Source organism: Pseudomonas onubensis, from assembly GCF_965653655.1.
Taxonomy (GTDB): domain Bacteria; phylum Pseudomonadota; class Gammaproteobacteria; order Pseudomonadales; family Pseudomonadaceae; genus Aquipseudomonas.
Genome location: NZ_CBFHAZ010000041.1, coordinates 1 through 23511 on the forward strand (window position 1 = coordinate 1; position 23511 = coordinate 23511).

The following is a 23511-nucleotide window of genomic DNA, read 5'->3' on the forward strand; positions in this document are numbered from 1 at the left end:
GGCTTGCTCGCGAATGCGGTGGGTCAGTGACAGATGAATTGACTGACACACCGCATTCGCGAGCAAGCCCGCTCCCACATTTAGACCGTGTTGCATCAGGTAGACAGGCTTTTGCTTTGCACTTGATCCGGCTCTTGCCTAACCACTCAGGTCGGCTTTTGATCTGAGGCGCCCCGTTAACCACCGTGACCGCAGCAACGGATATGTACACCGACAAACACCCCGCCCACCCCTAAGGCCCACACACCAACACCTGCCGCTCATAGTTCAACGCCTTGTTCTGCGGCGCCAACGCATAGCTGGCGTTACATTGCTGCTCGCCCCACTTGATCACCAGCGTCCCTCGATCCTGCTCCACCAACGCCAGCGCATTCCCATTCGGGTCCGCAATCGCCAGTTGCTTACCCGCCGAGTCCTCCAGCGAAGCCCCGAACGATAACGGCTTGTGCTGCGCATCAAACAACTCGAACAACACCCTGCGCCCGGTAGTGCCGCTGTAACGCGCCACCACGATAGCCCCCCGGCGCGGCACCAGTTGCTGGGTGGCGTTGGTAATTTCCACATCGCCGCCCAGATCACGGGTGTCCAGGCTGATCCAGTTCACCCGGTAAGGTTGCGCCGTAGGAATCACCGCATAGCCGTTATAGCCCGTCTCTACACCACTGTAACTGCCGATTTTGGCCCCGGAGATGCCCGGCACTTCGGCCAGCGCAAACGTCTCGCTGACGGTCTGGCCCAGGTTGACGCCGCCCGCATGCGCGACCACCGAACCCGCGAGGTTAAGGTTCTGCGAGTTATAGCCCTGGCCCTGGCTGTAGCCCAGGCTCACATCCGCCATGGAAGTCCGGCTGTTGATATTCACCGAGCCGGAGTCGCCACTCGCATCGCTATGGCCGGCCTGCACCGAATAGAAGGTGTCGCTGGTATCGGCAACGTAACCGTTGATACCGGCTTGCGTGGTGGTGTCGCCGCGCTGATGGCTGGTGGTCACAAAGGCCCGTGGCGCGCGGGCCTGGCTGCCGAGTGGGAACGAGACGGACAGGTTCACCTGGGTGTCGCTGCTGGGCTCGCCATAGGTGACGATTTGCTGGGTACGCGTCACGCCAAGGTTATAGCTCAGGTCGCCCCAGTTGCCGGTGTAGCCGGCGGACAAGCTGCGCGAACCGCCACGGTTCCAGTAGCGCTGGTCGCTGGCGTTGACGTACAGGCTGCCGAATTCGCTGTTACGCCCCAGGCTCTGGTTGATGGTCAGGTCGGTGCGGGTTTTTGAATGACCAGTGCGCACGCGCACGTCTTCACTGTTGTCTTCCACATGGTCGGTGAGGGTGCGGTAGCCCTCGGTGGAATAACGGTAGGCGGCCAGGGTGAAGTTGGTGTCGGTGCCGGCAAAGGTTTTTGCGTACAACGCTCGCACGCTGCTGCCCTGGCTGGTTTGCCCGCGCGCCTTGCTGGACGAGTGTGTGGTGTCCAGGGAGAAGGCGCCGAACGCGGTGTTCTTGCCGGCGCCGATCGACAGCGCGCTGTAGTCCTCACTGGCTTGCAGGCCGACGATGCCGCTGAGGTTGCTGGTCAAGCCATACGCCAGCGTGCCGCTCAGAAAGCGCGGGGTCCCCAGGCCGTCGGCATTGCTCTTGAACGTACCCGCCGAGAGGCTGTACTTGACCTGGCCTTCACGCACCATGATCGGCAAACTGGAAAATGCCTGCATCGTCACCCGCCGGCTGCCGTCGGCTTCGATCACGGTGATCTGCAGGTCGCCGTTGGAGCCGCTGGGGTAGATGTCGTTGATCTCGAACGGCCCCGGCGCGACGTTGGCGGTGTAGAGGATGTAGTCGTTCTGGCGGATCTCTACGGTCGCGTTGGTCTGCGCCACGCCACGGATCACCGGCGCGTAGCCGCGTTCGCTGTCGGCACGCATGCCGTCGTCGGAGGCCAGTTTGAGGCCGCGATAACGCACGCTGTCGAACAGGTCGGTGTCGGAGAAAATCTCGCCGGCGCTGAACTGGCCCTTGATCGCCGTCATGTCGTGCTGCACGTAGGTGCGGTTGCTGGTGAAGGTGTTCGAGCGGTCAGTGCCGCTGCTCATGTTCGATTCGTTGCGCAGGCGCCAGGCGCCCAGGTTGATGCCGTTGCGCAGCCCGAGGTTATTGGCGATGCGGGTTTTATAGTCGCCGGCGGTGCGGCTGCTGTTGAGCTGGTAGTTGATGAACGCGGCCGGCACGCCGTCGTCCCACAACTGCGGGTCGACATACCCGCGCAAGCCGCGTTGCATGGCCACTTGCGGAATGCTCGCCAACAGGCGCAGGCGGCTGCTGTCGTAACGCACGCTGGCGTCTTCGATCATGTCCGCGAGGGCATAACACTCTTGCGGTTGCTGCGGGTCGAGTTTGCCTTCGGCCTGCAAGCGGCTCATGTCGACGCCCAGTTGCTTGAGCAGGTCGAGGGTGAGGCAGGCTTCGACCCGGCCGTTTTTCGGGTTGCGCTTGAAGTCGATGTCACGTCGGCCCACCAGCACTTCGTTGCTGTACAGGTCGACACGGTAGTTGCCCGGCAGCACGCTGTTGGCCGAGAGCAGTTGCTGCAAATCGACGGGCGACTGCGAGCCTTGCAGGAACGTGGTGTTGAAGCTTTGCGCTGCATCATCGGCCATCGCCCAGGTGGGCAGGCTGGTGGCAATCGCGAGCGACAGCGTCTTCAACTTCAGTACGCCTCGTGCGGGCCTGTTGCTGGAAAGAAAAGACATGCGAAGACCTATGACATCCCTGATTGACGGACAGCCGGGCACGCAAACACGCACGCGAAGTGAGCTTGTGGGTTAGCTAAACGATTTAGGGTTTGAGGCGCGATTCCGTCGCGTGCGCAGGTAACGCAGCGCCGCTCGACAGGGGCGCGCTGTAGTGGTTTTGCGCGCCATAGTCGTTGATGCTGGAAAACGACAGCTGCACCGGGCCGTTGGCAATTGCCGCGCTCAGCGCAAACTGTTTTTGTTCGCCGGGCGCGATCATGGTGGAGTCGCTGGCGAGTTGTGCCTGCACTTTGATGTCGGCCATGGACACGTGGTACAGCGTCGGGTTTTTCACCTGCAACAGGGTCTGGCCGGCGTGTTTGGCCAGTGTCCACTCAAGTTGCGCAGGGGCTTGCAGCGCGCTGCCGGTGAGGCCGGCAGGGCGGTAGAAAATCTTGATGCGCTGGCGGATGGCCAACTGCAAAGTGTTCTCGGCGTCGCTGGCCTTGGGGATTTCCTGCACATTAAGCCACACCACCGACTCACGGTCCGTGGGCATGCCCTTGCCTTCATACAGAATGCGCAGCAATTGTTGCTCCTTGGCGAACACCCGCGCCAGCGGCGGCGTGACGGCAAACGGCGCGCGGCTGGCGCTGGCGTCGTTCATGTCGACCCAGGATTGAATCAACACATCCTGGTTGCCGTTGCGCACGGTGATATTGGCTTCCTTGTGGTCGCCATCAAACACGATTCGGGTGGCATTCAATGAAATGCTGGCGGCGGCCTGGGCAGCCATAAGCAAGCCCAGCAGCCCCAAGCATGCGGCGATAGAACGAGGCGGCATGAGGGTTATCCGGTGTAATCAAAAGACAATGGCGAGGCCGCAGGGCCTCGCGCGTTCGGTGCCTGGGGCGCCGAGTTATTCGTATTGCAGGATGAACGGCAGGGTGGCATCACCACGACCGGCGGTGGACGAACCGGCGGCTGCGGTAGTGACGTAGGCGGCTGCGAAGCTCAGGGTGGCGTCGCCGCCAGCCGTGCCGGCGCCGTGCATGGTGCTTTCGATGCGCGCAGTGCTTGGCGAGCTGAGGTCGATCAGGCTGCCGTTGCTGTCGAGCAGGGCGATACCGACGTTTTGTGCAGTGGCCGAACCCGGGTTCAGGGCCAGGACTTTTTTGCCGGTGACCAGGCCCGAACCGCCGTTGTTGGCGTCAAAGATCATCGCGACTTTGGTGCCCTGGTTGCAGTTGACGTTCAGGTTGAAGTCTTTGGCGGTGACACGGCCTGCGGTTGGGTTTTCGGCGGTGCCCATGTCCTTGATCGACACGTTGCCCATGTCTACCGAAATGGTGCGGTCGGAGTTGGCGCCGTCGACCGAGCAGGCATCGTTGTTGATCACGCCGGTGAAGGTGATTTTACCGCTGCCGCCCAGGGTCGGCGTCGCCGTGTCGTCTGCAAATGCACTGCCGGAAGCAGCGATAATGGCCGAGGCGATAACAGCCAGGGAGAACTTCTTCATGATGATGTCCGTTAGTGTTAGTTGGAAAATGCTGTTGTTGAACTGCGAGAGGAGAATAAGCGGCGAAGGCGGGCGAGCGAATAAGACGATTCTTATAAGTCGGGAAACAGGCGGTTTAGAACGGCGGGCAGGCGCGTGAAGACTCAGCAAATAAAGGGCGAAGCCATTGTTTTAAATGGCTTGCTGGTGGTGGGTTAGTTGAAGATATTGCGCGCCAGGCAATAAGCGAGCAGGTCCTGGTCGCTGCTCACTTCAAGTTTGCGCATGGCCGATATCTTTTGCGCGCTGATGGTCTTTGAACTGCGGTTCTGACTGCGCGCAATATCACTGACGCTCATCCCGGAAATAAATAAACGCAGGATCTCGAACTCTTTGGGCGACAAACTGGTAAAGCGCTCGTCAATCGCCTTAAGGGTCTCGATCACCGAGGTTTTTGGCGGTTCCAGGCTGCGGTAGGCGCTCTGCTGGGCAATTGCCTTGAGCGCCAGTTGAATCTCGGTGTGCAACTGGCTTTTCTGGATGATGCCGACCACACCCAGCTCTTGCAGGCGGGTGAGGATCAGATGGTTGGAAATCATCGTCAGGATCAGGATCTGCACCTGCGGGAAATGCCGCTTGAGGTACTCGACCAATTTGAGCCCGTCGCCGTAGGGCGAGTCGCCCGGCATGTTGTAGTCGGTGATCACAATGTCGGCACCTTGGTGCTGCAACAGTGCGATCAGGCCGGCCGAACACACGGCCTCGCCGACCACCTGGAAGCGTGTGTCGCGCTCCACCAGTTCGCGAACGCCCAGCAATACGATCGGGTGATCGTCCGCAATTACCACGTTGAATTTTTTCATAAAGGGCCGTCCGTAGTGCCTGTTCAAGTGAGTGAAGAGTGCCCGGGCTGAAGAGTTTCCAGAACGGCCGACAGACGCTGCATCACCGCCTTTACCTTGAGCTCAAGTGCCGTGTCGAGGCTGCCGCGGTTAAGTGCGCTTTCCAGTTCGATGCACGCCTGGGCCAGGCTGAGTGCCTGGACTGCGCCCATTGCGCCGGCGACCGAATGCAGCAATTGGCCCAGGCCGTGGGCATCACGTTGCGCCAGGGCGGCACCGATACGCTGCAAGTCCTGCTGCACGCTGCTGATGAACAGCGGGCGCATCTTGTCCGACAGTTGCACGCTGTCGTCAAAAGATGCAGCGGCAGGCTCCAGCGCGGGCTTGACCTTGCACACCTTGATCAATTGGCCGCGCAGGGTTTGCAGGCTTAACGGCTTGACGATCCAGGCGTTCATGCCCACCGCCAGGCAGCGCACGCCTTCCTCGCGCATGGCATTGGCGGTCACGCCGATAATCGGCAGGTGCGGGTCGTGCTCACGCAGCGTCCTGGCCAGTTCATAGCCATTCATCAACGGCATATTTACGTCAGTCAGCACCAGGTCAAAGGCCTGCGGTTGCCACAGTTGCAGTGCCTGCTCGCCGTTGGCGGCCAGGCTCACTGAACAGCCGAGCGCTTCGAGCTGTTCCTTGATGATCGCCTGGTTGACGGGGTTGTCCTCGGCCACCAGGATGCGCAACCCCAACTGCCCGGCGCTTTGTGGCCGGGCCGCTGCGGGTTGCTCATGCTTGCCATGCTGCGCCAGCGACACGGTGCTGGCGATGCTGCGCACATCGTGCAGGTCGACCACCCAGCCTTGCGCCGTGTGCAGCGGCGGGCTGTGTGCGCCCGGTTGGCACAGCACGCGTTGGCCGGCCCACGGCTTGGCGGGCTCGCTGGGTAGCAGGTCCACCAGCACCGCATGGCGGCTGTCTTTTTCCTGGGTGGTTGCCGCCAAGGCGGCTGCGATGCCCAGCCGATTGAGCCAGTCACTCATCGACTGCGCCAGTTCGCGCACCGGCGCCTGCACGTACACCGGCGTCGGGCTGGGTTCGATCAGCGGCAGGTTGGTCAGCGCGCCGCAACACAGCGGCAGGCGCATTTTCAGGGTAAAGCTGCTGCCCAGGCCCGGCTCACTGACCACGCGGATTTCGCCGTCCATCATCTGCGCCAGCCAGCGGCAAATCGGCAACCCCAGCCCGGCGCCGCCTTCGCCGGCGGTGTCCGGCGCCTGGTAGAACAGGTCGAACAGCTTGGCCTGCTGCGCTTCGGGAATGCCGACGCCGGAGTCGGTGACTTGCCATTCCAGGTCGACATGCTCGGCGTCCAGCGCCATCACCCGGGCACGAATCACCACACGCCCGATGTCGGTGAACTTGATCGCGTTGCTCACCAGGTTATTGAGGATCTGGCGAATGCGCATCGGGTCGCCCATCAGGCAGTCCGGCAACTGTGGGTCGATGCAGCTGTAGAGTTGCAGCCCTTTGCGCTGGGCGAAAGCGGCGTAGGTGTGCAAGGTGTCTTCGAGCATGTCCAGCGGGCAGAAGTCCACGGCTTCTATCGCCATTTGCCCGGACTCGATCTTCGACACGTCCAGCACATCGCTGATCAGCTGGAACAGCGTCGCGGACGAGCGTTGAATGGTGTGCAGGTAGGTTTTCTGAGGCGCGTCCAGGTCGGTCAGGCCGAGTAACTCCAGGGTGCCGAGCACGCCATACAGCGGCGTGCGGATCTCATGGCTCATGGTTGCCAGGAACAACGTCTTGGCCTCGTTGGCGGTATCGGCGGCGTGACGTGCCTCTTCCAGCGCCTGGGCGTCTTCGATGTGCCGGGTGATGTCGTTGAAGGCATACAGGCGCACGTTTTCGGCTTGATAGCGGGTCGACACAAAGCCGATTTGCAGGTGCCGGCCTTCGATCTCCAAATGGCTTTCGCCGCTCTCAACGCTGTCGTGTTGACCGGCCATGGCCGCCACCAGACGTGCGGTGCCCGGCCATTGCTGGGCGCGCTGGTTTTCGATCAGCACCTTGCCGTCGCTGCGGCGCACCACACACAAGCCGGTGGGCGCGGTGTCGATGATCACGCGGCTGAACGCCACGCTTTCGGCGATGCGTTCGTGGGCCAGGCGCGCCGGATTGATCACCTGGCGCCGGTACCAGCGGCTGCCGGCCCAGCCCAGGGTGACCAGGCTGACCAGCAGCAGCGCGAGGGTGCTCAATGGCCATAACGCCGAGTGGAAGAAGTGCGAGTAGTTCAGGCCATAGACCGCGCTCCAGGGCCGGTCGCCGGCCTGGGTAATCTTGAAGTCAAAGCCATTCGCAGTGAGGTGCACGCCATCACGGAGTGACGCTTCGGTCTCTGGACCGATCAAGCGGTTGCCGTCGGGTGCGATAAGGGTGAAGCGATCAAACGCCGAGTGATCCAGCGCGCGTTGCACATCGTCGACTTGCGACAGGTCGAGCAAGGTGCCGATCACCGCCTGGCCCTGGCCGTCGAGTGCCAGGCCCATGTAGGCCAGCAAGTGCTCGGGTTCCGGCCCCGCTTTCCAGTACACCCAATCCTGCTCCAGCGGCTGCGGCGTCTGCGCGAAGGTTTGTTGTACCGCTGTGACCAGTGCCACCTGGTTGCCGGTTTCTTCAGCGCTTTCGCGACGCTGGTAGCCCACGGAAGGAATGGTGATGGCGTAGTGTGTCTGGCGATTGACTAGAAACGTTTGCGGCGCTTCATACGGCGACGAGGACCAGAAGGCGCTGTAGTAGCTGGTGAGGTGCGCGCCCAGGGCAAAAATCGGTGGCCGGGCAGCAACGCCGACCTGTTGCTCATCGAATTTGACATCGAACGGCACCGAAAACGAGTACTTCTGACCTACGTATAGCGTGCGGCGGTTCTCGACCATACGGCTCTTGAGGCTGACCTGCACGTTGGTGGCCCGCAGCAATTCGGCCTGGATGCCCGGATGCGCCAGGCTCTTGAGATAGGTTTGCTGCTCGGTGAGGTTTTCCATCAGCCGCGCAAAATGAAAGCGCGTTGCGCCATACCGGGTTTCGATTCCGCGTTGCAGTGACCAGTAGTTGGTAAGGAGCAGCAGCAACGCGATTCCCATCAGCACCATCAGGCCTTTGTTCAGGCGTACGGAACTGCGGGTAAAGGCTTCGAGTATCGCGTTGTTGTGCTTCATCAGGGGTTTCCGCAGGCGCAGGACAAATCGGCACTGGATGGAGCTTACTCTTTAGAAAGGGCAAATAATCCGGGGCCTCCGGCTAGTGAGATGTCGCGGGGCCATCATTGTTCAGTAGTTGCTGAAATTGGTCTGAAGACACCGCGTGGGAGATCAGGAAGCCCTGCACTTGATTGCAGTCTATTTTGCGCAGCAGCGCCAATTGCGCAGGTGTTTCCACGCCTTCGGCGACCACCGTGAGGCCGAGCTTGCGGCCCAGCGCGATGATGCTCGCCAACGCCTGGGCGATGCCTTCGTTGTCGTGGCTACCCTGCACCAGCGCCTGGTCGATCTTCAGTTCGGTGAACGGTGTGGAGACCAGGTTGAGGTAGGAGCTGTAGCCTTTGCCGAAATCATCCTGGGACAAGCCGAAGCCTTTGATGCGCAAGCGGCAGGCACCGGCGTAGAAGTTGCTGATGTCTTGGGGCACCGAGCATTCCATCAACTCGAAACAGATCATTCCCGGGATGCCGTCGTGGTGCAGCACGAACTCCAGCAAGCGGTCCGCCAGGTCATGGCTGTTGAGCAGGTGGGTGGGCAAGTTGATCGCCACCGGGATTTCATAGCCGCGCTGGCGCCATTGCTCCTGGGCGTGAATCGCCTGTTTGAGCACCAGCCACAACAGCCGTTCTTCCAGCTCGAAGGCCTTGATCGCCGGCAGGAACGCGGCCGGCAGCATCACGCCTTGCTCGGGATGCATCCAGCGCACCAGGGCTTCGGCGGCGACGATACGCCCGTTGGCGAGGGATTTTTTCGGTTGGAACCAAGCCTGCAATTGGCCGCTGCTCATGGCCTGCACCAGCGTTTGGCGGTCGATGTCCATACGCTCGGGCAGTTTGGGGGAGGGCTTGCGCACTGTGTTCCTCAGCTGATCGACCAGATTGCGTAATGCGTCGGCGTTAACTGGCTTGGAGATCAGCCCGATCACTTCCACATCGAGGTTTTTCGCCACCAGGCTGGCGGCCATCAGCATGCGCCGCGATGCCGCACTCATGATCGCCAGTGCCGGCTTGCTACGCAGGTTGGCCAGGCACTGGATAAATTGCACGCCGTCCATGCCGGGCATCAGCAGGTCGGTCAGTACCAGGTCGAAATCGCGCTGGCGCAAACGCTCCAGCGCTTGCTTGCCGTCCTCGGCGGTTTCCAGCCTGAAATCCCCCAACTCACTGAGCAAATGCTGCAGGTAGATGTGCTGCAGGGGATGGTCCTCAACAATCAAAATACTAAGGGGCTTCATGGGTGATCCGTGCATAAGGCGCCAGGGAGTTGAATAGAGCCCGCAACGCAAAGGGTTTGACCAGGCAATGGTTCATGCCGGCGGCCAGGCACAGGTCGGCCTCGCCGCGCATGGCGTTGGCGGTGGCCCCGATAATTGGCAACGGGCAGCCTTGGCGGCGCAGTTCGCGTGCCAGTTCATAGCCGTTGATGTGGGGCATGTTCACGTCCGTCAACACCACGTCGAAGTTACCGGCGGTGTACAGCTGCAACGCTTCCTGACCATCGGCCGCCAGCTCCACGGTGCAGCCGAGTTCTTCGAGTTGGTCACGCAGAATCAGCTGGTTGATGATGTTGTCTTCGGCCACCAGCAGGTGCAGGTTGAGTTTGTTCAGGTCACGCTGGCGCGTGTGCTCATCGGCGCGGGCCACCCACAGCCCTTGTGCCTGGCTCACGGCCTGATGAATCGCACCCAGGTGGTTGAGGTTGACGTGCCAGGCGCCGCCTCCGGCTTCCACGCTGGTGCAGGCATTGCTGCTCACGTGAATCACCGGCCCCGGCCATTCGGGCACCAGCAGCGGGTCGACGCTGCCGGGGTGTACTTGCAGCAACAGATGCGTGTCCGGCAACGTCGGCAGCCCGGCCTGGGCCCTGGCGCCCCAGCGGCGTAGCCAGCCGCTGACGGAGTTGGCCAGTTCCGGGATGGGCGACGCCACGTAGATGGTCTCGGCCAGCAGCGCGGTCATCGGCGTGGTCGGCGCCTCCTCCAGCGGCAGGATCAGGCTGAAGCTGCTGCCCAGGCCCAGTTCGCTGACCATGCGGATGTTGCCGTTCATCAACTCGGTGAGGCGTTGGCAAATCGGCAGGCCCAGGCCGGTGCCGGCCACCACATTGGTGTTGCCTTCACTCTGGTAGAACGGCTCGAAAATCATCGCCTGGTCTTCCTGGGCGATGCCTTTGCCGGTGTCCGAGACCTGCCACAACAGGCTGGAGCGTTCGCCGTCGCGACCCAGCACCTTGACCCGCAATACCACGCGGCCGTAGTCGGTGAACTTCACCGCATTATTGAGCAGGTTATTCAGAATCTGGCGAATGCGCGTCACGTCGCCGATCAGCCGTTCGGGCAGCTTCGGGTCGAAGCAGGCATACAGCTGCAAGCCTTTGCCCTGGGCGGCTGCGGCATAGCCCTGAATGATTTCATGCACCAGATCCAGCGGTGAAAACTCGCTCATTTCCAACGCCAACTGCCCGGCTTCGATCTTCGACACATCGAGCACATCGCAGATCAGCTGCAACAAGGTCGACGACGAGCCTTCGATGGCGTGCAGGTAGTCCCTTTGCTGGGCATCCAGTTGCGTGCGCGCCAGCAGTTCGAGGGTGCCGAGCACCCCATACAGCGGCGTACGGATTTCATGGCTCATGGTCGCCAGGAACAAGGTCTTGGCGGCGTTGGCCGCGTCCGCCGACTGGCGTGCTTCTTCCAGCGCGGCTTCGACCTGCTTGCGCGCACTGATATCGCTGAATGCGCAAAACAGCACGTCTTCGCCTTTATAGCGGGTGGGCGCGCTGCTCAGGTACAGGTGGCGGCCATCGCTGGTTTCAAAGTAATCACTGCGTTCGCACGGGCCTTGGGCGAACGCTTGCTCGATCCAGCCGGCCTGCAGCGCCTCGCGCTCCGGGCCATTGCCCAGCCATTGCTGGGCCAGGGTATTTTCCAGCACAACCTGGCCGTCGGTGCGGCGCAGCACGCAAAGGGCCACGGGCGCGATCTGGATCACATCGCGGCCAAAGGCTTCGCTTTCGATTAACGCCTGGATGCGATGAATCGACGGAATAATGAAACGCTGGTCGACACGGCGCATCACCAGCCAGATCAGCGTGAGGCTGAACAGGCAGAACAACAACGAGCCGAGCAGCTGCTTCCACAGGCCGTTGACCACCGCGCGCAGGTCGATCGAATACATCAACTGCCATTCCGAAGACTTCAAGTGCTTGCGGATCACCAGGTGGTCGGGCAGCAACCCGTTGCCCACAAAGCCAAAAAAACTCTCCTCGCCGGGCCGCAGGTGTTGCTGTTTGAGCTGCGTGTCGGTGCTGTTGGTAAACACCAGCATGCCCTGGGAGTTGAGCATCATGAACTCACCGGCACTCTGGTCGCTGAGGGTTGAAGACACTTCACGGCTTTCCATCTCCAGGCCCAGCCAGCCGGACTCAGGGTCGCGCTCGTCGAGGCGGATGAAGATGTACAGGTGCGAATGGCCTTCGGTGTTGTCGCTCAGCCACAACTCGTTGAGTGTGGCCGGGTCGCTGTGCTGCAGGGCCTTGAGGCGGTTGAGCATGCACTTGGAAATCGGCAGTACCTGCGCGGTGGCGTCGTACAGCCGCGTCACCTGTGGGCTGGGGCCGGCATTCACATACAGCAGGTTGAGCTGCCTGGCCTTGAGGTAGTCGCGCATGCGTGCGGTCAGCCAGATGCTCCACTGGTTGCCTGGCGTGTTGCCCAGTTCCAGGTGTTGTTCTTCCTCGGAGGAGGGGTAGAGCCTGGACTGTTTGCGCACCGCCGACAGGCTCAGGCTTTCCAGCAGCGCCTCGCGGTTGGTGAAAAAAGTATGGGCTTCGGCGATGGCGCTGCTCATGTAGCCGCGGCGCTGGGAGATGTCGTTGTTGAAGGTCGACAGCAGAAAGGTATAAACCCCGCTCAGGATGCCCACGAGCAGCACGCTCGCAAAAATACGAAGCAGCCTTCTGGCTGCTTCGGGTCGGGAGAGGACGGGGTTGATCTGGAGCAGGTAACTTTTCAATCGCATCGGCAGACTTTAAGCGTGCGCCTTCGTGCCTGGCATAAGACGATCCTTAAAAATGGCCTGCTTGATCAAGTGCTTACTTGTAATACATATCCACCACCACGGCGGCGTCGAACGCGCCAGGGATCGGCAAGGTGCGCCACTTGAGGTCGGCGCGAAACTCATCGTGACTCTGGCCCATTCCCATCAGCTCTTGCAGGGTGAACCAGTTGTTGAAGGGCAACTGCTGCTGGCTTTCGGCGCGTGACAACGCGATGCCCACCGAGCTGTTGTTGTCCGGCACCAGCAAGCCATTGATCACGCTGCCACCGCCCGGCGTGGTGGCGAAACTGGCGCTGACGGTATATGGCGTGTCGCAGCCTTTACGCAGGTTCAAGCTGAAATTCGCACTGCTGGCGACTTCACCGATTGACGCCTTGCGCGACGGCGTGGGGAAGTTGACCACGCTGGGGCTGATGGTCAGTTCGGGGCTGCAGGGCACGAAGCGGATGTTGTTCATGCCCGTGACCACGTAGTTGAAGTTACTGTTGGGCCGCGAGTTGAGCCCGCGCACGCCGTCCAGCTGGAACACGCGGTAGGTGGTCAAGGTGCTGGCCTGGCCACTGGGAGGTGTGGGGTCGAACTTCTCGATGAACACGCTGAAATTGAGGGTAAAGCGTGCCTTGTCCCAGCCGATGCAGTTGGAGGTGCAGCCTCGGTCGGAGAAAAATCCGGTGCCGACCTTGCCGGTGCTTTGGGTAATCGGCTGGTTGTTATAACGAATGCCCACGCGGATCCCGGTGCCGATACTCACGCTGGCCGGGTTGACGTAGAAGTACACTTCCTCACGGCCAACTTTGTAGTCGTCCGCGCAGATCACATTGGTCGAGCGTGGCCCGGACTCCCAGATAATCGTGCCGTTGGGTGCATCGGCGGCAACCGCCAGCGCGGTGCCCAGCGCCTCCTGGGTGATAATCGAACCGGTGCCGTCTTCACGGCAGGCCAGCGCATAGCTGGTGGCGGGCAGCACCGCGCAGGCCCATACCAGCATCGGCAATAAACGTTTGATCAGTGACATTGGTGCAAGTACCCCGCGATCTATCAGTTGAGCGCCGTGCTATGACGGGCTTGCAAACCGATATCGGTGATTTCGGTGAAATGGAGGGTGGTGCCTTTGGGCACAGGGCTGGACGCATTAAGGGTTTTGCGCGCGTGGGGCTTGAGCAACAGATAATCACTGAGTGCCAGGCTGTCGGTTTGCAGGTTGACCAGTGACAGGTGAAACGCACTGGGGTTGTAAACGCTGACACTGCGCCCGTCGCTGCTCCACACCAACTGCTGCAGCGCCTCGGCCGAGCCACCCTTGAGCGCAGGTGGCCGATAGAACAGTTTGAGCCGTTGGCGTATCGCAAACTGCACGCTGTTGGGGTCGGTGGATTTGAGCGGAATCTCCATGATATTGAGCCAGAACAGCGACTCGCGATCGGCGGGCAAGCCTTCGCCGGCATACAAAATGCGCAGCATGTGATGCTCGCCGGCGCCCAGTTGCACCAACGGCTCGGTGGCGGCAAACGGGACGGTGCTGCCGGTCGATTCGTCCTCGCCGGTGATCCAGGTTTGCACCAGCACTTCCCGTGAGGCCGGGTTGACCACGCTGATGCCGGCGGCCTTGTCCTGGCCGTAATAGATCAGGCGCGTGCCTTCGATCTTCAGCGCCGCGCTGGCCGGCGGTGGCGCGAGCACCAGCAGCCCGCCAGCCAGCAGCATCATTCTGAGTAAAAACATGAACACTAAAATTCCATGGCAACGTGTGGGAACGCAGCCATGGTAGGGGCGGGTGAGTGCGAGGGCTTTGAGGCGATTCTTAAAAGCACACAGTGACCGTTTCAGAATCGCCTTAAAGTCATGTTCGAGCCCCGACAGTTACCGTGTTCAACGTTGAATGATCGACGCTGATGCCCAACTGTCAGGTTTACCCTATGTCCAATAAAGCCTTACGCCTTCTGATTGCCGATGCAGACCTGCTGCAGCGGATCAAGCTGGAGAAAATGCTCAACCAGCTGGGCTACCACCGCATCGCCCCCCTGAGCTCGTTCGACGAGCTGCAGGCGTTGACGCGCGCCGGTTGCGTGGCGTTCGACCTGTTGATCATCAACACCGCGCTGGTGCGTTCGCGGCAGGTCAACCTGTTGAAGTACTGCCATGACAACCCATTGATTCGCCATACGCTGATCTACGACGGGCAATGCGCGCAAAGCTCGGTGGTGTCGGTATCCGTGAGCCAGACCTTGCACCTGTCGTTGTCGCAGTCGCCGGACTTCAACTCGCTGCGCCGCTGCATGGAGATTGTCGACCCCCAGCATAGCCTGCCGACGATTGAACGACCGCTGTTGCGCGCCGTCGACAGTCGGGCCACGGCGCCCTCGACGGCTGCGCGTAGCGTTTACCAGGGCGACCCGGCGGTGATGGCGTGCGCCGTCGGGTTATCGCCCAAGCGCTGATCCGGCCTCAGGTGCGCCAGACCGGCAGGCGGTCGTGGGCCAGTGCCCAATGCGGCTGGCCGGGCTTGAGGCACACACCACCGACCCAACGCTCATGCCCGGCGTGGTCCAACCAATACGCCTCGCCGCCCAGCACGTGGTGCGCCAGTGGCGTCAATGCCAGTTCGCGGCGCGGCCAGTCGCGCTCGGTTTCGGTTTCGAGCAATAGTGGGTTTGGCCCATCGATCAATGGCCGCAACAGCGCGTGGAACATCATGTCGCCCAGGAACGGCAGCGGCTCGCGCTTGGCCATCAGTTCGGCGAACACCCGGCCGAAAGGTACCGGCCCGGCCTCGGCGATGTAGCGCAGCGACAAGCGTTCAGTCAGTGACAGGCCATCCTCAACACCTGGTAATTCCTGTAGCTGACGCAGTAGCGCCGGGGCGAGAAAGGGCAAGGATGGGTGGTTGCCGTGGGCAAGTTGCGCAAGCTTGACCGGCGAACTGTCGCAGTAAGCCGCCCAGGCCTGACGGGCCAGTTGCACCGCTGCGTCATCGACCAGGCGGCGCTGGGGCCACAACCACGCCAATACATCGGGCGCCAGTTGGCCGATGCCGATAAAGCGTTCGACACCCGGGATACGGTCGACCTCAATCAGCTCCAGCTTTTTCGGCGCACGCTCAAGACCGGCCAGCGCGCGCACCAGAAACAGCTGATCATAGGCGTCCGCTTCGCACCACAGCACGCTGTGATCGGCGCTGGCCAGGGCTTGCAGGTGGTTGTATTCATCCTCGACGCGGTGGGTTACTTCAGCAGCGTCCAGGGCAAAGGCCTGGCTGATAAAGGCACTGCGCATCGCGCGGAAATCTTCACTGGGCACATCGCGCACCGGCCCCATGCACAACGGATCGGTGAGCATGCGGAACTGGCCTTTGAACCCGGCCAGTTGCAAGCTATGGGCAATGTCACTGCCACAGCGCCAGTGGGTGGTGCGGGCTTCATCGCTGGCAGCAAAGTCCGGGTGGCGGGCGGCGAAGTCGATGGCGTCGACATGCGCCTTGAGCTTGGGCCAACTGCTGAAACCCAGCTGTCTTGCAACCTGCCATTGGGCTTGGGACAGGGTGGCGTGCGGGTCTTGGCTTTTCAGGCGCGGCAACAGTTCCTTGGCGCGCTTGCGCTGCTGCTCAAGGTTGAGGCGGCCGTCGGTAGTCGAGGATAAGAGGCGTTGCGACATACGATCTCCTTGCACAAACCTTTTCCGCTTTCAGGTTGGGAGTCGTAGAAATGTGATATTCAGTCAGGATCCTGGGCGCAGCCCTTTCCGCGGAAGGTGGCGTGGAGTGCGCCAGGCACGAAATATAGGCAGTGGAGTAGTCGATTGCAAGCCGTTAAGCCGAGTACGAGTTGATGACCGACACCGTATTGATCGAAACCCGCGCCCTCACGCGCAGGGACGAGCGGCGCCAAGTGGCGTTGCTGCAACCCACGGATTTCAGCCTGAAACGCGCCGACCGTGTGTCCATCACCGGCTCCTCCGGCTCCGGTAAAAGCGTGTTCCTGCGCGCGCTGGCGTTGCTGGATGCGCCCACGTCGGGGCAGATCCTGTGGAACAACCAGCCGATCGCAAATGCGCAGATTCCCCACTATCGCAGCCACATCAGCTACCTGTCGCAACGCCCGGCGCTGCTGGAGGGCACGGTGGAGGACAACCTGCGTTTCCCGTTCATCCTCAAGACCCTGCGCACGCGCAGCTTCGACCTGCAGGCCGTCACCAGGCTGTTGGAGCATGCCGGTAAAAACGCAGACTTTTTGGCTAAAAATGCCGGCGACCTGTCCGGTGGTGAATCCCAAGTGGTGTCACTGATCCGCACTTTGCAACTGAACCCCGAAGTGCTGTTGCTCGACGAGCCGACGGCCGCCCTCGACCCCACGTCCTCGCGTGATGTGGAGGCATTGATCAGCGCCTGGTATGCCGCCGACAACGCCCGCGCCTATATCTGGGTATCCCACGACCTCGACCAGGCCCGGCGCATGAGCACCATCCACCTGCACATGAGCGCCGGTGTACTGAGCGGAGCAGCCCAGCCATGAACTACCAAAACCTCACGGCAGTGGACATGGGCATTGCCGCCTCGCTGATCCTCATCAACGGAGCGCTGTCGCTGTTGCTGCGCCTGGGCCTTGGCCGCCAATTGTTGTGGGCGGCCGTGCGTACCGTGGTGCAATTGCTGGCCATCGGTTACCTGCTGGGTTGGGTGTTCGAGTTTGCCTACTGGTATGTGGTGCTGCCGCTGATGTGTGCGATGACCTTGATCGCCGGGTTATCCGCAGCGGGGCGTGGGCGCCGCACTTACCGTGGGCAACGGGTCGACAGCATTCTGTCGGTGTGGGGCAGTTCATGGTTGGTCACCGCGGTGGGGTTGTTCGCGGTGATCCGCATCCACCCATGGTACGAGCCGCAGTATGCGATTCCGATCCTCGGCATGATCCTCGGCAATACCCTCACCGGCGTGTCCTTGGGCATTGAGCGCATGACCCAGGAACTGACCTCGGGGCGCAACACCATCGAGATGATCCTGGCGCTCGGCGGTTCACGTTGGGAAGCCGCCCAGGAGGCGATCCGCCAGGCCGTGCGCGCCGGGATGATTCCGACGCTGAACCAGATGACCGTGGTCGGCATCGTCAGCCTGCCCGGCATGATGACCGGCCAGGTACTGGCCGGCGAAAGCCCGGTGGACGCGGTGCGTTACCAGATCGTGATCATGTTCTTGATCGCCGCGTCCTCGGCCTTGGGCACGGTAGGTGCGGTGCTGCTCACCTACCGTCGGTTGTTTTCCAGCAGCCATCGGTTCTTGCGCGATCGGCTTGAAGAGCGCGCTTGAGCTTCAGGTGTTGGTCTAGCCGTCCTTCACATGGCGCTTTTCTGTGGGAGCTGGCTCAGTCAGTCACACCAAAATCCAGCACCACCTTCATCGCCTGGGTCTTGTCCGCCGCCAACTCAAACGCCTGCACCGCCTGCTCAAACGGCACGGTGTGGGAGATCACCGGTTTCACATCGATGATCCCGCGGTTGAGCAAATCCACCGCTTGGGCAAACTCGCTGTGGAAGCGGAAAGTACCGCGCAAATCGATCTCGCGGCTCACCAGCAGGTTCAGCGGCAACGACACATCGCCGCCCAGCCCGACCGTCACCAGCACACCCCGTGGCGCGATGCATTCCAGGCCATTGCGCAAGGCCTGGGCACTGCCGGAGACTTCGAACATAACCTCGAAATAGCCCTTTTCGGCGGTGTAGCGCTTAAGTGCATCCGCACCGTTGGCAATGTTATGGGTGCGTGTGGCGCCCATTTTTTCGGCGCAGGCGAGGGCGCTGGCAGACAGGTCCACGGCGACGATTTCACCGGCCCCGGCGGCACGCAAACTGCCAATCAGCAGGTTGCCGATCGGGCCGCAACCGGTCACCAGTACGCGTTTGCCGAACACGGCGCCGGCGCGTTGAATCGCGTGCAAACCCACCGACAATGGCTCGGCCAGCGCACCTTCGGCCAGGCTCACGTGGTCGGCCAGCCGATGCGCCTGGTGAGTTTCGATCACCAGGCTCTGGCGAAACGCGCCCTGAATATGCGGAAACGGCATCGCACTGCCGTAGAAGCGCATGTTCAGGCAATGATTCGGCAGCCCTTGATGGCAGTAGCGGCAACCGCCGCATGGGCGCGACGGCGATACGCTGATGCGCTGGCCGACCTTGAACAACCCGGCATCCGAACCCACGGCGTCGATCACCGCCGACACCTCATGGCCGAGCACCATTGGCTCGCGCAGGCGCACGGTGCCGAAGCCGCCGTGCTGGTAGTAATGCAGGTCCGAGCCGCAGATGCCGCCACGGGCGATGCGCACACGCAGTTGATCGGGAGCGAAGGTTTGCGGTTCGTCCTGGGGGTCGACCCGCAGGTCTTTGGAAGCGTGACAGACGATAGCGTGCATACAATTCTCCGGTTTACAGCGACGCGGTGATACCACCGTCGACGTACAGAATATGGCCGTTGACGAAGCTGGCAGCGTCACTGGCAAGGAACACGGCGGCACCGGCCAGTTCGGCCACGTCGCCCCAACGACGACTCGGCGTGCGTTGCACCAGCCAGTCGCTGAACTCGGGGTCGGCCACCAGGTTGGCGTTCAGTTCGGTCTTGAAATAACCGGGGCCGATGCCATTGACCGTCAACCCATGGGGGCCCCAATCGATGGCCATGCCCTTGGTGAGCATCTTCAGCGCACCCTTGCTGGCCGCATACGGCGCGATGCCGGGGCGGCCCAGCTCACTTTGCACCGAGCAGATATTGATAATGCGCCCACGCTTGCGCGGGATCATCGCCCGCGCCACGGCCTGGCCAACCAGAAAGGCACTGTCCAGGTTCGTGCTGATCAACTCGCGCCAGTGCTGCTCGCTGTAGTCTTCCAGCGGCCCACGCCGTTGCATGCCGGCGTTGTTCACCAGGATTTCCAGTGGGCCGAGGCGCGCTTCGATATCCGCCACGGCGGCCTGGATCGCCACGCTGTCGGTCACATCAAACGCCTGGGTATGCACCGCCAAGCCTTCGGCCGCCAGCAGCGCCGCCGCATCGTGCAAGGTGCTGCGGTTGCGCCCGTTGAGCACCACCTGCGCCCCGGCCTGGGCCAGGCCGCGGGCAATCGCCAGGCCGATACCGGCACTGGAACCGGTGACCAGCGCCAGCCGGCCATCGAGGCGGAAGTTGTCTAAAACGCTTTGCATGGGTTACCTCTCCTAACGCTTCACACTACCAACCACAGCAGCATGCTGAAGGCTTGGGCGACAAAGGAATGGACCTTGAGGTGAGTGATCAACAATATCTATCCGATAATCGTGACCAGTGCGACCAGCAGCAGATACGTGGGATTAGCCCTGCCGGACAGGGTGCCTCCGTGTTCTCATTGTGATAGGCCAAACCCTGTCATATCGTGTACGACTTGCGCTTACTTCACCGCAGCCGCAGTCAAGCGTCCAATTTTCATTTGTGATCGGGTGATCAGATTTTTTGATAACCGTTTTATAGCTGAGGGAATTTGATGGAGTTGAAGCACTTGCGCGCCTTTGTGGTGCTCGCCCAGGAACTGCATTTCGGCCGGGCAGCGGCGCAGCTGTCGATCGTGCAGCCGGCGTTGAGCATGCAGATCAAGTTGCTGGAAAGCGGCCTGGGCGTGCGCCTGCTGGATCGTAATCGCCACTCAGTGACACTCACCGAAGCAGGGCGGGCATTCTTGCCTGAAGCCCAGGCCACCTTGCACCAAGCGGCGCGGGCGGCAGATGCGGCGCGGGCATCCAACCGGGGTGAAATCGGCCGGGTGCGCCTGGGGTTTGTGTCCTCGGTATTGCCGCAATTGCTGCCGCAGCTTATCCGCGCCGTGCACCAACGCTACCCGCGTATCGAACTGGAACTCAAGGACATGCCTGGCCCAGACCAGGCTGTCGCGTTAAAGAACGGCCAGCTGGATTTCGGCTTGATGCGCCTGCCGGCCACCCATCCTGGCGTGCAGACCCGTGCGGTATTGCGTGAGAGTTTTTGCGTGGCGCTGCCGATCGATCACCCTTTGGCGGCCCTGGAATCCATCCAGCCTGCCGATCTGCTCGCGTTACCGGTGTACATCCTCGCCAGGCGTTACGCGCCGGGGTTCTACGATGAGTTTATCCAGGCAGTCGGCATGCCCTTGGACATCGCCAGCGAACTGGGTGAGTTCACCACCATGCTCGCGCTGGTATGCGCCGGGTTGGGCATCGGCGTGTTGCCGCAGCAGGCGGCGCGGGCGTTGCCAGTCAATTGCGTGTCGCGGCCTTTGCAATTGGGTGGGTTTGAGGCCACCACGGGGCTGGCCTGGACCGAGTTGGACAGCGCGGTGAAAACCACTTTGTTTAACCTGATTGTGGAATTGTTTGGCGAGTGATTGTTTCATTGGGTGAAATGCTGGATTGTAAATCCTGGTGATTCCATCGATCCGGGCAGCGGTGGAATATGCGTGGCGTCAACACCCCACTTTCGGAGCCTCTCATGTCCCAGCCTGCGATCAAGCTTTATGGTTTCCCCTTGTCCGGCCACTCCCATCGGGTCGAACTGATGTTGTCGCTGCTGGGTCTTCCCAGTGAATTTATCCTGATCGACCTCAAGCAAGGCGCGCAGAAAGCGCCGGACTTTACTGCCAACCTCAACCACTTCGGCCAGGTGCCGGTGATTGATGACAACGGCACAGTGCTGGCGGACTCCAACGCGATTCTGCTGTACCTCGCCAACCAATATGGCCACGGCCAGTGGTTGCCGACCGATCCTGTCGGCCAGGCTCGCGTACAGCGCTGGCTGTCGGCGGCTGCCGGGCAACTGCACGCCGGGCCTGCTGCTGCGCGGCTGGCGTTGGTGTTTGGTGCCGAAGTGGATACGGTCACGGCCATCAGCCGGTCCCATGCGCTGCTCAAACTGGTGGAGGAGCAACTGAGCCAAAGCCGCTTTTTGGTCGGCGCGCAGCCGAGTATTGCCGATGTAGCGTTCTATACCTACGTAGCCCACGCGCCGGAAGGCAATGTATCGCTGGCCGACTACCCTCATGTGCGTGCCTGGCTTGCCAGCATCGAGGCGTTGCCAGGGTTTGTCGGCATGCCGCGCAGCGCAGTTGGCCTGCACACACAATAATGTGCACCCCCTGTGGCGAGGGAGCTTGCTCCCGCTGGGCTGCGCAGCAGCCCCATCAAGGGCAGCGCACTGATTCAGGCAATACGCGGTGAGTTGTTTTGGGGCCGCTGCGCGCCCCAGCGGGAGCAAGCTCCCTCGCCACAGGTAAGTAGTTTGTCAGCTAATGAGAAGGCGTGCCGATGGATCGATTTCATGAGATGCAGGTGTTCCTGGCGGTGGCCGAGGAGGAGGGCTTCGCAGCCGCTGCGCGGCGCCTGAAAACTTCGCCGCCCAGCGTCACCCGAGCGATTGCCGCCATGGAACAGCGTATCGGCACGCAGTTGCTGGCACGCACCACCCGCAGCCTGCACCTGACCGAAGCCGGTCAGCGTTACCTGGAGGATTGCCGCCGCATCCTTGCCGAGCTGGATGAGGCCGAGGAAGCGGCGGCGGGCAGCTACTCCATCCCCGGCGGCCACCTGACAGTCACCGCGCCGGTGCTGTTCGGCGAGCTGTATGTGGCGCCGGTGCTGGGGGATTACCTGGACCGCTTTCCCTTGGTGAATATCAACGCCTTGCTGGTCGACCGCGTGGTCAACATGACCGACGAGGGCGTCGATGTGGCCGTGCGCATCGGCCATCTGCAGGCGCCGGGGCAGCAGGCCATAAAGGTCGGGGAAGTGCGCCGCGTGGTGTGTGCATCGCCCGGTTACCTCAACCAGCACGGCCGGCCGCAGCGGCCTGAGCAACTGTGTGAAGCCAAGATCGTCACGTCATCATCCAGCCAACTGGTGAGTGAATGGGCGTTCGTCGATGCCGGGCAGCCATTGACGGTGCCCATCGAGCCGCGTCTTGTAGTCACGGCGAATAATGCGGCGATCAACCTGGCGCGCCTGGGCTGGGGCATGACGCGTGTGCTGTCCTACCAAGTCGCGGCAGCGGTGGCTGCGGGGGAGTTGGAAATTGTACTGGAGGATTTCGAACCAGCACCGCTGCCGATCCAGGTGGTGTTCCAGAAAAGCGGGCGTGTACCGGCCAAGGTCCACACCTTTGTGGATTTCCTCACCCATCGCCTCGGGCAAGACGCAGCCTTGAACCCGGCGATGAAGCAGCGCAGTTGATGGAACGTTATCGCGACATGCAGCTGTTTGCAGCGCTGGCTGACCAGCCCAGCCTGGCTTCAGCGGCGCGCCACGCTCACGTCTCCGGGCCGACCCTGATCCGCGCGGTCGCACGCCTGGAAGCCCGCCTGCGGGTGCCGTTGTTGCAACGCAGCACACGCGGCGTGAGCCTGACCGAAGCGGGCAGCGCCTATGTGGCCGATTGCGTGCGGTTGCTGGCAGCCGTCGATACCGCCGAGGCTTCGGCCAAGGGCTTGCACGTGCAGGCCCAGGGCAATTTGCAGGTGTTCTTGCCGTTTCTGTTCAGCCGTTATGTGATGGCGCCGGTATTGGCCAGCTATATGGACAGCTATCCCGACATGCGCCTGGTGGCGCGCTACCATGACTACTACCCGAACCTGCACGAAGAGGGGCTGGACGTGGCGATCCTGGTGGGTGAATTGCCCAGCTCATCGCTGATCGCCCGGCCGGTGGGGCAGGTGCGGCATATCCTGTGCGCCAGCCCCGATTACCTCGCCGTCCATGGCGAACCCCGACATCCGAGCGAGCTTAAAAAGCATCGGCTGATTGCCAGTGCCGACCCGGTGGCCTGGGATTTTCAAGGCTGCCAGCTCAAGGCCCGCGCGCGCTTGAGCTGCGCCACCGTGCAAGGCGCAATCAATGCGGCGGTGCAGGGTGCAGGGGTGATTCGTTGCCTGAGTTACCCGGTTCACCAGCACTTGCTGGACGGCCAGTTGCGCCGGGTGTTGCCTGACTTTGAACCGCCGCCGTTGCCGGTGCATGTGGTGTACCGCGAGGGTCGTAACGCGCCGATGCGCGTGCGCAGTTTTGTCGACCACTGTGTGGCAGCGCTGCGTGAGCATCCGGCATTTCAGTAGGTGAAACAGTGGATTGCCAAACGTGGGCATTCTCACGT

General features: G+C 61.8%; 19 protein-coding genes. 7 read left to right on the forward strand and 12 right to left on the reverse strand.

The window, feature by feature from the left end:
* Positions 1–232: 232 nt before the first annotated feature.
* The 9 genes from ACTD9P_RS15320 to ACTD9P_RS15360 all read right to left on the reverse strand — a co-directional run bounded on the left by ACTD9P_RS15320 (position 233) and on the right by ACTD9P_RS15360 (position 14105).
* A complete protein-coding gene (locus tag ACTD9P_RS15320) occupies positions 233–2743 on the reverse strand; it encodes a fimbria/pilus outer membrane usher protein (protein ID WP_438868311.1) in 2511 nt (836 codons plus the stop codon).
* An 85-nt stretch (positions 2744–2828) separates the two neighbouring features.
* On the reverse strand, positions 2829–3569 hold the full coding sequence (locus ACTD9P_RS15325) for a fimbrial biogenesis chaperone (RefSeq protein WP_200434472.1): 741 nt from the start codon (positions 3567–3569) through the stop codon (positions 2829–2831).
* Between the two features lie 75 nt (positions 3570–3644).
* On the reverse strand, positions 3645–4244 hold the full coding sequence (locus ACTD9P_RS15330) for a fimbrial protein (protein ID WP_438868312.1): 600 nt from the start codon (positions 4242–4244) through the stop codon (positions 3645–3647).
* A gap of 194 nt (positions 4245–4438) precedes the next feature.
* On the reverse strand, positions 4439–5086 hold the full coding sequence (locus ACTD9P_RS15335) for a response regulator (RefSeq protein ID WP_438868313.1): 648 nt from the start codon (positions 5084–5086) through the stop codon (positions 4439–4441).
* A gap of 23 nt (positions 5087–5109) precedes the next feature.
* Positions 5110–8283, reverse strand: a complete 3174-nt coding sequence (locus tag ACTD9P_RS15340) for a response regulator (RefSeq protein ID WP_438868314.1) — start codon at positions 8281–8283, stop codon at positions 5110–5112.
* 82 nt (positions 8284–8365) lie between these two features.
* On the reverse strand, positions 8366–9559 hold the full coding sequence (gene pvrR, locus ACTD9P_RS15345; protein WP_438868315.1) for a response regulator cyclic di-GMP phosphodiesterase PvrR: 1194 nt from the start codon (positions 9557–9559) through the stop codon (positions 8366–8368).
* Positions 9546–12344 carry an ATP-binding protein gene (locus tag ACTD9P_RS15350; protein ID WP_438868316.1) on the reverse strand — a complete coding sequence of 933 codons (2799 nt, stop codon included), beginning with the start codon at positions 12342–12344 and terminating at the stop codon, positions 9546–9548. Before ACTD9P_RS15350 ends, pvrR begins: the two co-directional genes overlap by 14 nt.
* Before the next feature lie 73 nt (positions 12345–12417).
* Positions 12418–13398 (reverse strand): fimbrial protein, encoded by a 981-nt coding sequence (locus ACTD9P_RS15355; protein WP_438868317.1) that lies wholly within the window; start codon positions 13396–13398, stop codon positions 12418–12420.
* A gap of 23 nt (positions 13399–13421) precedes the next feature.
* Complete coding sequence (locus ACTD9P_RS15360; protein WP_498371981.1) at positions 13422–14105, reverse strand: fimbrial biogenesis chaperone; 684 nt, start codon at positions 14103–14105, stop codon at positions 13422–13424.
* A gap of 194 nt (positions 14106–14299) precedes the next feature.
* Between ACTD9P_RS15360 and ACTD9P_RS15365 the strand changes: the two genes are divergently transcribed.
* A complete protein-coding gene (locus ACTD9P_RS15365; protein WP_438868320.1) occupies positions 14300–14821 on the forward strand; it encodes an ANTAR domain-containing protein in 522 nt (173 codons plus the stop codon).
* 7 nt (positions 14822–14828) lie between these two features.
* On the opposite strand, the gene ACTD9P_RS15370 is transcribed toward ACTD9P_RS15365, so the two are convergent.
* Complete coding sequence (locus ACTD9P_RS15370) at positions 14829–16034, reverse strand: DUF1835 domain-containing protein (RefSeq protein ID WP_438868321.1); 1206 nt, start codon at positions 16032–16034, stop codon at positions 14829–14831.
* 173 nt (positions 16035–16207) lie between these two features.
* Here ACTD9P_RS15370 and ACTD9P_RS15375 point away from each other — a divergent pair, with 173 nt between their 5' ends.
* Positions 16208–16891 carry an ABC transporter ATP-binding protein gene (locus ACTD9P_RS15375; protein ID WP_438868322.1) on the forward strand — a complete coding sequence of 228 codons (684 nt, stop codon included), beginning with the start codon at positions 16208–16210 and terminating at the stop codon, positions 16889–16891.
* Positions 16888–17682 carry an ABC transporter permease gene (locus ACTD9P_RS15380; RefSeq protein WP_219268878.1) on the forward strand — a complete coding sequence of 265 codons (795 nt, stop codon included), beginning with the start codon at positions 16888–16890 and terminating at the stop codon, positions 17680–17682. The genes ACTD9P_RS15375 and ACTD9P_RS15380 overlap by 4 nt, the downstream gene beginning before the upstream one ends.
* 55 nt (positions 17683–17737) lie before the next feature.
* Here the strand turns inward: ACTD9P_RS15380 and ACTD9P_RS15385 are convergent, their stop codons facing one another.
* Together ACTD9P_RS15385 and ACTD9P_RS15390 are read right to left on the reverse strand one after the other, a co-directional pair.
* On the reverse strand, positions 17738–18784 hold the full coding sequence (locus ACTD9P_RS15385; protein WP_438868324.1) for an L-idonate 5-dehydrogenase: 1047 nt from the start codon (positions 18782–18784) through the stop codon (positions 17738–17740).
* Positions 18785–18797: 13 nt separating this feature from the next.
* A complete protein-coding gene (locus ACTD9P_RS15390) occupies positions 18798–19571 on the reverse strand; it encodes a glucose 1-dehydrogenase (protein ID WP_438868325.1) in 774 nt (257 codons plus the stop codon).
* 314 nt (positions 19572–19885) lie between these two features.
* Between ACTD9P_RS15390 and ACTD9P_RS15395 the strand changes: the two genes are divergently transcribed.
* The 4 genes from ACTD9P_RS15395 to ACTD9P_RS15410 all read left to right on the forward strand — a co-directional run bounded on the left by ACTD9P_RS15395 (position 19886) and on the right by ACTD9P_RS15410 (position 23473).
* Positions 19886–20758, forward strand: coding sequence for a LysR family transcriptional regulator (locus ACTD9P_RS15395; protein ID WP_438868326.1), 873 nt, complete (start codon positions 19886–19888; stop codon positions 20756–20758).
* Positions 20759–20862: 104 nt separating this feature from the next.
* On the forward strand, positions 20863–21495 hold the full coding sequence (locus ACTD9P_RS15400; protein WP_438868327.1) for a glutathione S-transferase family protein: 633 nt from the start codon (positions 20863–20865) through the stop codon (positions 21493–21495).
* Positions 21496–21674: 179 nt separating this feature from the next.
* On the forward strand, positions 21675–22595 hold the full coding sequence (locus ACTD9P_RS15405) for a LysR family transcriptional regulator (protein WP_438868329.1): 921 nt from the start codon (positions 21675–21677) through the stop codon (positions 22593–22595).
* Positions 22595–23473: a LysR family transcriptional regulator gene (locus tag ACTD9P_RS15410; protein WP_438868330.1), complete on the forward strand. Its 879-nt coding sequence runs from the start codon at positions 22595–22597 to the stop codon at positions 23471–23473. The genes ACTD9P_RS15405 and ACTD9P_RS15410 overlap by 1 nt, the downstream gene beginning before the upstream one ends.
* Positions 23474–23511: the final 38 nt, after the last annotated feature.